The sequence below is a fragment of the Rhodanobacter thiooxydans genome, assembly GCF_021545845.1.
Taxonomy (GTDB): domain Bacteria; phylum Pseudomonadota; class Gammaproteobacteria; order Xanthomonadales; family Rhodanobacteraceae; genus Rhodanobacter.
The window spans coordinates 769,311-781,205 of sequence record NZ_CP088923.1 but is presented as its reverse complement, the minus strand read 5'-3'; the positions used below and the strand labels follow the sequence as shown (position 1 = coordinate 781,205).

At 67.8% G+C, this 11,895-nt stretch carries 7 protein-coding genes and 1 tRNA gene; 2 read left to right on the top strand and 6 right to left on the bottom strand.

The window, feature by feature from the left end:
* Positions 1–6 precede the first annotated feature (6 nt).
* From LRK53_RS03305 to LRK53_RS03285, 5 genes are all read right to left on the bottom strand, one after another.
* A complete protein-coding gene (locus tag LRK53_RS03305; RefSeq protein ID WP_027491357.1) occupies positions 7–1,266 on the bottom strand; it encodes a YaiO family outer membrane beta-barrel protein in 1,260 nt (419 codons plus the stop codon).
* Positions 1,263–2,774, bottom strand: a complete 1,512-nt coding sequence (locus LRK53_RS03300) for a glycosyltransferase family 2 protein (RefSeq protein ID WP_027491358.1) — start codon at positions 2,772–2,774, stop codon at positions 1,263–1,265. Before LRK53_RS03300 ends, LRK53_RS03305 begins: the two co-directional genes overlap by 4 nt.
* Complete coding sequence (locus tag LRK53_RS03295; protein WP_027491359.1) at positions 2,771–3,832, bottom strand: HEAT repeat domain-containing protein; 1,062 nt, start codon at positions 3,830–3,832, stop codon at positions 2,771–2,773. The genes LRK53_RS03300 and LRK53_RS03295 overlap by 4 nt, the downstream gene beginning before the upstream one ends.
* Positions 3,833–4,236: 404 nt before the next feature.
* Positions 4,237–4,313: transfer RNA gene (locus tag LRK53_RS03290), tRNA-Arg, on the bottom strand.
* A gap of 122 nt (positions 4,314–4,435) precedes the next feature.
* Positions 4,436–6,334, bottom strand: a complete 1,899-nt coding sequence (locus tag LRK53_RS03285; RefSeq protein ID WP_027491360.1) for a M61 family metallopeptidase — start codon at positions 6,332–6,334, stop codon at positions 4,436–4,438.
* A gap of 244 nt (positions 6,335–6,578) precedes the next feature.
* Here LRK53_RS03285 and LRK53_RS03280 point away from each other — a divergent pair, with 244 nt between their 5' ends.
* Positions 6,579–7,661, top strand: coding sequence for a GGDEF domain-containing protein (locus LRK53_RS03280; RefSeq protein WP_027491361.1), 1,083 nt, complete (start codon positions 6,579–6,581; stop codon positions 7,659–7,661).
* Between the two features lie 12 nt (positions 7,662–7,673).
* Here LRK53_RS03280 and LRK53_RS03275 read toward each other — a convergent pair whose 3' ends face one another.
* Positions 7,674–9,185, bottom strand: coding sequence for an amino acid permease (locus tag LRK53_RS03275; protein ID WP_027491362.1), 1,512 nt, complete (start codon positions 9,183–9,185; stop codon positions 7,674–7,676).
* Positions 9,186–9,368: 183 nt separating this feature from the next.
* Here LRK53_RS03275 and LRK53_RS03270 point away from each other — a divergent pair, with 183 nt between their 5' ends.
* On the top strand, positions 9,369–11,873 hold the full coding sequence (locus LRK53_RS03270) for a TonB-dependent receptor (protein ID WP_027491363.1): 2,505 nt from the start codon (positions 9,369–9,371) through the stop codon (positions 11,871–11,873).
* The last annotated feature ends 22 nt before the right edge of the window (positions 11,874–11,895 follow it).

The following is an 11,895-nucleotide window of genomic DNA, read 5'->3' as shown; positions in this document are numbered from 1 at the left end:
GCGCGCTCACCAGCGCGCATACAGCGTCAGCCACAGTCGCCGTTCGTCGTAGCCGTCGTCGTCGCTGGCGTAGCCCGCACCCAGCTTGAATCCCCAGTGCGGCGAAAGGTAGTGCGCCCAGGACACGCCGATGGCGGCATTGCTGTTGCGCACCAGGGTGCCGAAGCGATCCATGTCGGTGCTGCGGCCGCTGCTGGCGCTCAGCTCCAGGTAGTCGTCGGCATCGCCGCGGTAGTAGTTGCGCAGCACGAAGCGGTTGCTCCAGCTGCCGGAGCCGACACCCGGCACATACTGCAGCTTGTAGCGGGCGTACCAGTTGCCGACGTAGCGGCCCACGCCGATGCCGTAGAAGTCGGTGTTGCCGCTGAAGCGCAGCTGGTCGATGCTGGCCGACAACTCCCAGCCGCTGCCCACGCCCTGGAACACTTCCACGCGCCACGCCTGCTTCGGCAGGATGCCGCTGGCCGGGCCCTGCTGGTAGCGCAGGTTGGCGTAGGCGCGCGACCACAGCGACACGTAGCCGTCCAGTGCCCAGGCCGTGTCGCTGCGGCCGAAATGGTCGGCACGCAGCAGTTCCAAGGCAAGCGAGCCGCGGTCGAAGTAGCGCCGCAGCGACAGGTCGTTATCGTTCCAGTCCTGCCGGCCGCCACTGAACCCGGTATAGGCCCAGCCGGCGGTGACGCCCCAGCGATAGCCCCGGCTGGCATAGACCGCACGCGGCAGCAGGCTTTGCTGCAGACCGGCGATCTCGTCGGGGTTCGCCCCCAGTGCCGCGGCAGCGTCGAAATTGGCACGGGCGGCCGCGGGCTGGCCGGCATCGCGCAGGGCGGCGCCATGCGCCATGCGCGCCGCCGGATCGTTCGGCGCCAGCGTCATCCAGTGTGCATAGGCGTCGGCGGCCTGCTGCGGGCGACCGCTCCAGCGATAGGCGTCGCCCAGCGCCGACCAGGCGTCGGCGTAATCCGGACTCTTCTGCACCACCTGGCGCAGGTCGCCTTCGGCCGCTGCGTACTGCCCGTCCCAGGCGTAGGTGCGTCCGCGCGCCAGCAGCAGGTCGCCGTTGCCGGGGTGTTCGGCCAGCAGGGCGGTGTAGCGCTGGATGGCCAACGGCCGCTGGCCGCCGGTGGCGAGCTGGCGTATCTGCACCAGCTGGGTCGTCAGCGCGTCGGCGGCGGTCTGCGCCATGAGGCAGGGCGAAGACGCCGCCAGGGCCAGCAGCAGCGGCCAGCGGATACGCGACCTGCGGGAGGGGTTCCTGCGCTTCATGCCTGCTTGCTCCCTTCGGAAACCTGGTCGATCGGCATCGTTTCGTTCTCCGCCTGGCCGTGGTGCCACGAGCCGTCGCGCCGGATGTGGCCCCACCGATGGTGCTTGCGCAGTCCGAACAGCCACAGCAGCGTGCCGTAGAAGCGCCAGCAGGAGTTCATCTGCCGGTAGCCGAAGTTCTCCAGCACCGCGACCGCGAACAGCCGCAGCTGCTGCACCGGCCGCGCGTACAGGCCGAAGGACAGTTCCTCCAGCAGCATCGCGTTGACCGACAGCAGCACGCCCATGCCGATCGCCGCCGCCAGGAACACCAGGAACACCTTCAGCGGCACCAGCCCGGCCAGGGCCAGCACGATCATCGAGACATAGCCGACCACCTCGATGATCGGGCCGAGGAACTCGAACAGCAGCATGAACGGGAACGCCACCCAGCCGACCACGCCGCCGCGGCGGTTGAACATCAGGCCGATGTTCGACCACAGACTTTCGGCCAGGCCGCGCTGCCAGCGCACGCGCTGGTTGCCCAGCGAGGCGACGTCGGTCGGCACCTCGGTCCAGCACACCGGGTCCGGTACGAACACGATGCGGTAGTCGCGCTTCTCCTCGCGCAGGTTGCGGTGCAGGCGCACCACCAGGTCCATGTCCTCGCCCACCGTGTCGTCACGGTAGCCGCCGATGGCGATCACGCGCTCCTTGTAGAACACGCCGAAGGCGCCGGAGATGATCAGCAGCGCGTTCATCGGCGACCACCCCATGCGCCCGAACAGGAACGCGCGCAGGTACTCGATCACCTGGAAGCTGGGCAGCCAGCGATCAGGTAGGCCGACCCTGGACAGCATGCCGTCGGCGACCTTGCAGCCGTTGAGCACGCGCACCACGCCGCCGGTGGCCGCCACGCGCCGATCCTCCAGGAACGGACGCACCACCCGCGAAAGGCTCTCCGGTTGCAGGATGCAGTCGGCGTCCACCACGCAGAACAGCGGATAGCGCACGCAGTTGATGCCGGCGTTGATCGCGTCGGCCTTGCCGCCGTTGGCCTTGTCCACCATGCGCACGTGCGGGTAGCGCGCCGACGCGTACACGCCCTCGACCTGTTCGGTGTGCAGCCGCGCGCGATAGGCCTCGGGCACCTTGACCAGACCGAAGGCCTCGATCAGCGCGTGGCGGGTGCGGTCGCTGGAGCCGTCGTTGACCACGACGACCTCGAACTCGGGGTAGTTGGTCTTGAGCAGCGAGTGCACCGAGGCCACCACCGACTTCTCCTCATTGTGCGCGGGCAGCACGATGCTCACCGGTGGCTGGTATTCGCGCAGGCCGGGCGGCAGGTAGTTGGCCCGGTACTCGCGCATGTAGCGCACAATCTGGTAGGCGGAGATGTAGTTGAGGATCAGGTAGGCCAGATTGATCGCCACGAAGTAGATCATGAAGATCCACTGCATCGAGACCAGCACATGCTCCCAGGAGCCCAGCTGCAGCAAGGCCGGGACCGCGCTCCAGTACGTGTTCATGCCACGACTCCCATGTCGTGCTCGGAAAGCACCTGGTCGATGATGTCCCGCCCGTAGGCGTCGTCCTGCCGCTGCTGCAGCTGGCGCAGCGCGGCCGTGCCCATGCCCGGCAGCGCCAGCAGCGCCTGCGCGGCGCGGTAGCGCACCCACCACACCTTGTCGGCCAGCATCGGCTCCAGTCGCTCGGCGTCGGTCGCCTCGCCGAGGCGGCCCAGCGCCGACGCTGCGTGCATGCGCACGTGCCAGCGCGACGCATCGAGGAACCCCGCCACCCGCTCGCGGTCCTGCCGGTCGTTCACCAGCTGCAGGCAGACCGAGATCGCATGGTCGTCGACCGAGCTGTCGAGCAATTGCCGGATCACCGCCGCGGCACGCGCGGAATCGATCTCGGCCAGGAACCGCACCAGCTTCGCCATGGTGCTGGTATTGGCATGCAGCAAGGCGCTGTCGAGTTCGCGCGCCGCGCTGCCGTCCTCGTTCCGGGCCAGAATGCGTGCCACGCTGCCCGGCATCCAGTCGTCGCGCTTCAGGATCATCGGCACGAATATCGCCATCGCCCGGGGCGGATCCACCTGTCCCAGCGCATGCGCCGCGCACAGCGAGACGATCGGGCTGTGGTCGTTGAGGAACGGCACCAGCTCGTCGAACATGTCCTGCTCACGCAGGTGCCCCAACGCGATGATGGCCATCGCGCGATCGTGGTAGTTGCCTCGCAGCATGCGTCGCGCCGCATCCGCCAGGCCCACGCGCTGCCCCAGCGGCAGCAATCGCGCCGACTCCGCGCGGGACAGCGATTCGTGGGTCGCGTTCCAGGTTTCGATGAAGCCGGCGACTTCATCCTGCCCCAGCGGGCGCAACTGCAGCTCTTCGCCCGCCAGCATGCGCTGCATCAGCTGCGACCAGTGCAGCCGCGCATGCCGGTCGCGCCGCTCGCGCCGGCGCGAACGCGCACGCAGGAAAACAATGACCGACAACAGGCTGAAGGCGAGCACCAGGGTGAGCACCGCCACCCAATACGCCACGATCAGCAGTGTCGCCTCATTGACAGGATTGTCCATCACGGTCCCCTTTGGTCGCTTTTGCGGCACGTGGCCCAGCCCATGCCCGATCCATGCACAATTCGTTCCACCAACAGAGGCAGCGGCGCGGCAGCTCGCGACCCGGCTGGCCACGCGGGGCGCGGCCACGGCGTGCCGGCCCGAGGCCGGGGCGTGGACAACAACGTGGGTCCTGCACGCGGCAGGAAATTGCATGCGCTCGGGACATGGGCCCCTGTTCCCATGGAAGGCATGGCCGATCGCCATGTAACTATTTTGTGACTTGGATCACATTAATGTAGATCTAGGCCAAGATAAAGGCACTCACCGGACTGTTATTTCCGGATCGAACGTGTTAGGCAGCAAACCATCGCCGGATCTCCCGAGGTCTCGCGGGACAAGGCCGGCTGCGGTGGATTCTGGAATGGTGCGCCCGGCGGGATTCGAACCCACGACCCCTGCCTTCGGAGGGCAGTACTCTATCCAGCTGAGCTACGGGCGCATGCAAGGCCGCGCGGCAGGCAGGCCGGAGGCCGCTACCGCGGGGAGCGCAGTATAGCGGAGTTGCCGATGGCGGTGGATGGCTCCCGCCCGCCCGCGCGGAACGGGGCAGGAGCGGCGGCCTCAGCGTGCCTTGAGCAGCTCGCCCAGGGTGTCGGGCTTGCTGTTGTCGCGGACCAGGTGCGGATACTTCAGGCCATCGTGGTAGTCGATGCGCACGGTCTGGTACTGGTCGAAGTTCTTCACCAGCAGCTCGACCGGCTGGCTCTTGTCCTTGGCCGCGGCGGTGACGGCGTCCTTCAGCGCGTCGGCGTCGTAGTCACGGCTGTTGACCGCGACCAAGGTCATGCCCGGCGAGATGCCGGCCTTGAACGCGGGGCCGTCCCACAGCACGTCGGCGATGTCGCCGCCCTTGCCGATCGAGAGGCCGAGCGAGTAGGTGAGGTCGGCGGAGTGCCGGCGTGCCTCGATCGCCTTCACCGCGGCGGACGGCTGGTCGGTGTAGACCAGCTTCCAGCCGTGCGCCGCGATGCCGCCGGTCATCGGGCCGTGGCCGTCCAGGCGCGTGCGCAGGTAGCTGGCCCAGTCGAACGGCTGGAACTGGTCGAGCGTCTTCACCACGTCCTCGAAGGTGTAGGTGTTGACGTTCCACTGGCCGTTGCCCATGCCGAAGAACACCTTGCCGAAATCGTCGATGGAATGCTTGCCGCGGCTCAGCTCGCGCAGCTTGGCGTCGACGTCGAGCCAGATCATCTGGCCGGCCGAGTAGTAGTCCTCGCTGGCCTGGTAGTTGCGGTACGGCAGCGGCGCGCGCTGGGCGATGATCGGGTCATTGGTGGTGTCCTGCACGTTGCGCCAGCTGGCCAGGCCGGGCCGGCCGCGGTCGTAGGTGGCGGCGACGAAGGCGAGCATGTCGCGCGTCTGCTCGCCGCTCCACAGGCCCGAGCGCGCCGCCATCACCTGGCCCCAGAACTGGGTCTGGCCCTCGTACACCCACAGCAGCGAGTCTTCCATCGGCACGTTGAAGTTCGGCGTGGTGAGGTCGGCGCCGCGGCGGTACTTGCCGTCCCACGAATGGTTGAACTCGTGCGGCAGCAGGTCGCGGCTCAGTGCATTCTTGTCCCACTCGGTGAAGTAGCCGGTGCTCACGCCGTTCTCGCTGGAGCGGTGGTGCTCCAGGCCGTTGCCGCTCATCTTGTCGCTGAGCGAAAGCAGGAAGTCGTAGTGGTCGTAGTGGTGCGCGCCGTACAGCTTGTACATCTGCTGCACCAGGTTCTGGTGCAGCTTCAGCTGCTGCGGGGTGATCTCCAGGTACTTGGGCGCGTCGGCCACGATGTCGAGGTACACCGGCGCCTTCGCGCCCGGGTCCAGGTCGACGCGCTTGAAGTACTTGCCGGCGTAGATCGGCGAGTCGACCAGCTCGTTGTACGCGAGCGGCTTGAAGTGCACCGTGTCGCCGTCGCGCGAGGCCACTTCCAGCGCGCTGCCGAACTGCCAGCCGGCGGGGAAGGTCACGCTGGCCTCGGTCATGATGCGCTTGCTGAAATAGCCGGCCGGATACACCGTGTTGGCGTTCCACTGCAGGTTCAGCATTTCCGGCGTCATCACCACGCGGCCCTGGCGGATGTTCTGCGGCGACAGGAACTGGAACGACACCTCGACGCTGCTGGCGTCTGCGGGCACCTCGACGTGGAAGGCGTAGACGTTCAGGGTGTCGCGCTTCCACGGCAGGGTCTTGCCGTTGGCGGTCACCACCAGGCCGGCCAGCTTGTCGATCGGGCCGCTGGGCGAGTGGTGCCCCGGCAGCCACTGCGGGTACAGCAGGGTCAACGGCCCCGGCTGCGCCGAAATCGTCTCGTGCACGCGGAAGATCCGGCGCGCCACGTCGGTGGCGTCCAGCTTGATCTTCAAGGTGCCCTGGTAGGGCACATCCTGCGGCGCCGGGACATCGGCAAGGGCGGCGAAACTGGCCGGGCCGAGAGCGGTGGCGGCGAGGGCGATGGCGAGGCGGGTGGCTTTCAAGGTGGTCTCCGGTGAAAAAAGGCGCGCGCCGGACCGGCGGCGGGAGGCCGCCCGGACGGGCCCAGAAGCTGCCGCGGCAGGCATGCGAGCGGTCGATGCTAGACCGGCGGCGGCGGGCTTCACCCCTGCCGAAGGTCACGAACTTAGCCGCGCATGAATCCGCAGCGACCGCAGGCCGCGGCCTGGCATCCATCTTGCTCGGTCTGGGGCAAAGGCTCCCGGCCTCCCTTCCGGCAGAACCCGCATGTACGCCTTGTTCAAGCATCTGCGACAGGTCCGCGACGACGGGCAACGTCGCGAGTACAGCCGTTATCTGGCGCAGCAGATGGGGCCGATGATCCATGCCCTGATGCTGGTGGGCACGCTGGCCTACCTGGTGGCGGTGATCGCCGGCACCCTGGTGCACCCTTCGCCGTTGCCGCTGTGGCTGCGCCTTGCTCCGCTGCCGCCGCTGCTGCTGATTGCCGCCTCGACGCGGCGGGTGCGCCAGCCCGGCCTGCTCAGCACGCTGACCCTGCTGTGCGTCGCGCTGCTGGAGATCGGCATCAACCTCAACGGCGCGGACGACCTGCACCGGCAGTCGGTGGTGCTGCCCGGGCTGCTGCTGCCGGTGGCGTCCTCGGTGATCTGGCTGGGCCGCTGGGACTTCATCGCCGCCATGCTGCTGTGCGCGCTGGGGCCGCTGCCGATGCTGCTGTCCGGCAACATCGACAGTGCGCTGGTATTCCAGTACCTGGTCTACATGGCGATCGCGATCGTGCTGTCGACGGTGCTGCGCGCATTCATGGCGCGCACCTTGTTCGAGCAGTTCCGCCTGGAACGCCAGCTGCGCGAGCAGGCCAACACCGACGGCCTCACCGGCCTGCTGGTGCGCAACCGCTTCCTGGAGCTGACGCGCTCCGCGCTGGCCGAGTTGCACCGGCAACGGCAGCCGGCCTGCATGCTGTTCGTCGATGCCGACCGCTTCAAGCAGCTCAACGACCAGTACGGCCACGCCGCTGGCGACGCGGCGCTGGTCGCGCTGGCCGCGACGCTGCGTGGGCAGACCCGCGCGGGCGACCTGATCGGCCGCATCGGCGGCGAGGAGTTCGCCATGCTGCTGCCCGGCAACAGCCTGGAACAGGGGTGCCGGCGCGCCGAGCAGCTGCGCCAGTCGATGCACGAGATCCAGCGCCCCGACGGCCCGCTCACCACCAGCATCGGCGTCGCCTGTTCGCCGCGCTGCCGCGACGACATCCAGACCCTGCTGGCGCGCGCCGACCAGGCCATGCGCCAGGCCAAGAACGCCGGGCGCGACCGCGTGGTGTGCAGCCCCGACGACTGCTGAAAGCCGCTGGCGTTACGTCCGCCCGCGCTGCGCCAGCTTGCTGTGCCGGATGCCGTAGGCGAAATAGATCAGGCAACCCAGCGCCATCCACCAGATGAAACGCTCGTAGGTTTTCTGCGGCAGGCCGTAGATCAGCACGGCGGAGAACACGATGCCCAGCGGCGCGGTGAACCACACCGCCGGCGTACGGAAATTGCGGCGCAGGTCGGGCCGACGCACGCGCAGCAGCATGATCGAGGCGCAGATGACGATGAAGGCGCTGAGCGTGCCGATGTTGACCAGCTCGGCCACCTCGCCGATCGGCAGCAGCCCGGCCACCAGCGCGGTGAACGCGCCCAGGATCAGGGTCGGCCGTGCCGGCGTGCCGAAGCGCGGGCTGACCCTGGCGAACCAGCCCGGCAGCAGGCCGTCGCGGGCCAGCGCGAACCAGATCCGCGCCGCGCCCAGCATGAACGCGAACAGCACGCTGGTGACGCCGATCACCGCGGCCGCCGCGATGGTCACGCTGAGCCAGTGCAGGCCGATCTGCTCGAACGCGTCGGACACCGAGGCCTCGCCGCCGAGCGTGCTGTAGTGGGCGATGCCGGTGAGCACCAGCGACACCGCCAGGTACAGCACCATCGCGATCGCCAGCGACAGCAGCACCGCGCGCGGCAGGTCGCGCTGCGGGTTACGCGACTCCTCCGCCGCGGTGGTCAGCGTGTCGTAGCCGAACACCGCGAAGAACACCACGCTGGCGCCGGTCAGCACACCTTGCCAGCCGAAGCGGCCGACGCCGGTGGCGGCATCGACCACCCGCGGCGGCACGAACGGGTGCCAGTTCGCCGCGTCGATGTAGAACACGCCCACGCCGACCACCAGCAGCACGCCGATCACCTTGATCGCCACCACCGCGGTGTTGAAGCGCGCGCCCCACTCGGTGCGCACGGTCAGCAGCACGGCGACCGCCAGCGACACGCCGGCAGCGATCACGTTGAAGCGATGGCCGTCGCTGGGCCCGGCGATCGCCGTCGAACCGTGCAGGCCGAACAGCTGCTGCAGGTAGTACTGCATGGTCTGTGCGCTCATGCTCTGCTGCGCCCACTCCGGCAGGTGCACGTCGGCCGAGGCCAAGAGCACCTGCACGTAGCCGGACCAGCCGATCGCCACCACCGCGACCACCAGCGCGTATTCCAGCAGCAGGTCCCAGCCGATGATCCACGCGGCGAGCTCACCGAGCACCGCGTAGCCGTAGGTATAGGCGCTGCCGGTGACCGGGATCAGCCCGGCGAACTCGGCGTAGCACAGCGCCGCACACGCACTGCCGACGCCGGCAATGAGGAAGCTGAGCGCCACCGCCGGGCCGGCGTTCATTGCCGCCTGCTGGCCGGCCAGCACGAAGATGCCGACGCCGATGATGCCGCCGATGCCGATCGCGGTGAGCTGCCACAGGCCCAGCACGCGGCGGAAGTCGCCGCGCGTGCCGGCCTCCGCCTGCAGTTGCTCGACCGTCTTGTGGCGCACCAGCTTGCCGAGGAATCCCATCGCCTGCCCCTGAGTCAAACAAGCGGCGATCATAACGAATACCTGCTGCCGTGTTGGCGCGTGCGCATGTTGCGCCGCACCTGTACACCCGCGCGCGAGGCGGGCGAACATACGTCCACGTATCCACGACCCGTCCGGCAAGCGGGCGGCGCTGGACACGACCATGACCAGGGGAATACATCCATGCTCATCCGCACCCATCGACTGGCTGCCGGCATCGCCGGTGCACTGCTTGCCGGCACGCTCGGCGTTTCATCCACCGCTTCCGCGCAGGACACCGGCCAGCCGCCGGCGCCGGCCCGCTCCGCCGCCAACGCCACTGAACTGGGCAAGATTACGGTGACCGCGCAGAGCCGCACGCAGGAAGTGCAGGACGTGCCGATCGCGATGAACATCGTCACCGCCAGGCAACTCGACATCATCGCCGCCACCGACCTCAGCCAGACCAACCTGTTCGTGCCCGGCGTGGTGGTCGATGGCAGCGACCCGACCCAGCCGACCTACCGGATGCGCGGCATCGAGACCAACGACTTCGGCATCGGCACCGACTCGGCCGTGGGCGTCTACGTCAATGGCGTCTACCAGACGCGCTCCGGCGGCGCGCTGATGGCGCTCAACGACGTGGCCCGGGTCGAGGTGCTGAAGGGCCCGCAGGGCACCCTGTTCGGTCGCAACACTGCCGCTGGCGCGATCTCGATCGTCACCAACGAACCCACCGACAAACTCGAAGGCAACGCGCGCGTCCGCTACGGCGAGTACGGCAGGCGCTACGGCGATGCCCTGCTCAACGTGCCGGTGAACCAGGACCTGGCCGTGCGGATGAGCTTCCTGGACAACCAGAGCCATGGCTACCTCAAGGATGCCGTCACCGGCCAGCACTACGGCAAGGACGACGAATGGGGCGCACGCATGGTGGCGCGCTGGCAGGTCACGCCCGACAGCACCGTGCATCTGTCATGGGACCACGATCGTCTGAAGCAGCCCTCGCGCATGGACGTGGGCCTGATCCCGCTGTCGCCCACCAACCTGTATCAGCGCGCGCCGTTCCCGGCCGATCCGTCGAGCTACTACGACCCGCGCCACGCACCGTTCTTCAACGACAGCAACGGCGGCCGCGAACGACGCCAGTACAACGGCTGGACCCTGGCTTTCGACCACGGCTTCGACTGGGGCAGCTTCACCTCGACCACCAACTACGCCGCCTACAACATCTCGCATGTCGAGGACGGCGACGGCACCAACCACATCACCACCCACCTCGACACCGGCGTGATCAGCGAGGGGCGCACGCTGTACCAGGAGTTCAAGCTCAACGGCAGCAACGAGCTGGTCGACTGGGTCACCGGCGCCAGCTATTACATGGAGCGCGCCAAACAGACCAGCCTGGCCACGGTCAACACCGACACCTACGACACGCTGGCGATCAACAGCGGCCTCGGCGCCAACTTCACCCCAGACGGCACGCTGTTCCACTACTTCGACTCGCTGCTGCAGGCGTTCGGCCTGCCCTACCGGCTGCTCGGCGACCCGTGGACCGAGACGATCAGCAACAACGGCCACTTCAACTCCCGCGCCATCTACGGTGATGCGATCTGGCATGTCACCGACAAGCTCAACATCACCACCGGCCTGCGTTATACCCATGACCGCAAATATTTCGACTGGTACACGCCGGTCCGCTACGCGCCGCAGCTCGATGCGACGGTCAGCCAGCTCGACGCCGCCGGCATTCTGGCTCTCGCGCCGCTGCTCACCGGCGGTGCGCTCAGTACCGATGCCCTGCGCGCCATCCTCACCCGGAACCAGATCTTCCCCAATGCGGTGGGACAACTGGTCAGCAAGGACAAAAGCTGGAACGACCTGAGCCCGCGCCTGGTCGCCGACTACAAGTTCACGCCGCACACGATGGGTTACGTGTCACTCGCCAGGGGCTACAAGGCCGGCGGCTACAACGGCACCGAGCCCGGATCGCAGTTCGCGCCGGAGAAAGTCTGGAATGCCGAGCTCGGCATCAAGAGCACCTTCCCCGACCAGCACCTGCTGCTGAATGCCTCGGTCTACCACTACCGCTACACCGACAAGCAGACCCTGGTGGTGGTGCCCTCCACCGACGGCCTCGGCGTGCCGACCTATCAGGTCAGCAATACCAGCCAGGACGCCACCGGCGTGGACCTGCAGGTGCAATGGATACCGGTGGACGACCTGCGGCTGGGCTTCAACGGCAGCTACATCGATTCGAAATACTCCACCGCGCGCGTGCCGGCCGGACTCGACGCCCAGGGCAATGCGCTCTATCTGGACGTCTCCGGGCAGCCGGTGGACGAACCGAAGTTCTCCTACAGCCTCAGCGGTGACTACACCTTGCACGGCGTCGCCGGTGGCGATCTGAGCTTCCATGCCAACTACGGCTACCGCGGCCGCACGCGCTGCAACGACGCCTCGATCTACCAGGGCAAGTGCGCGTTGCCGACCAACTTCGATCTGGGCCAGCCGCAGCAGCGCACTGACCTGCGCGTCGACTGGAACGCGGCGAACGGTCGCTGGGGCCTCGGTGCGTACGTGCAGAACCTGTTCGACAAGCGGTACGTCAGCGGGCTGGGCACGATCTCGCAGTCGGTGCTGGGTACGCCGTACGCCTACGTCACCCCACCAAGGATGTGGGGCGTGGAAGCCCGCGTGAAGTTCTGACCCATCCTCTGCAGCTCCCCCA

What these genes read in the sequence shown, in the direction of transcription:
- LRK53_RS03305 (WP_027491357.1), bottom strand. Translation starts at nt 1,266, where the DNA reads ATGAAGCGCAGGAACCCCTCCCGCAGGTCGCGTATCCGCTGGCCGCTG.
- LRK53_RS03300 (WP_027491358.1), bottom strand. Translation starts at nt 2,774, where the DNA reads ATGAACACGTACTGGAGCGCGGTCCCGGCCTTGCTGCAGCTGGGCTCC.
- LRK53_RS03295 (WP_027491359.1), bottom strand. Translation starts at nt 3,832, where the DNA reads ATGGACAATCCTGTCAATGAGGCGACACTGCTGATCGTGGCGTATTGG.
- LRK53_RS03280 (WP_027491361.1), top strand. Translation starts at nt 6,579, where the DNA reads ATGTACGCCTTGTTCAAGCATCTGCGACAGGTCCGCGACGACGGGCAA.
- LRK53_RS03275 (WP_027491362.1), bottom strand. Translation starts at nt 9,185, where the DNA reads ATGGGATTCCTCGGCAAGCTGGTGCGCCACAAGACGGTCGAGCAACTG.
- LRK53_RS03270 (WP_027491363.1), top strand. Translation starts at nt 9,369, where the DNA reads ATGCTCATCCGCACCCATCGACTGGCTGCCGGCATCGCCGGTGCACTG.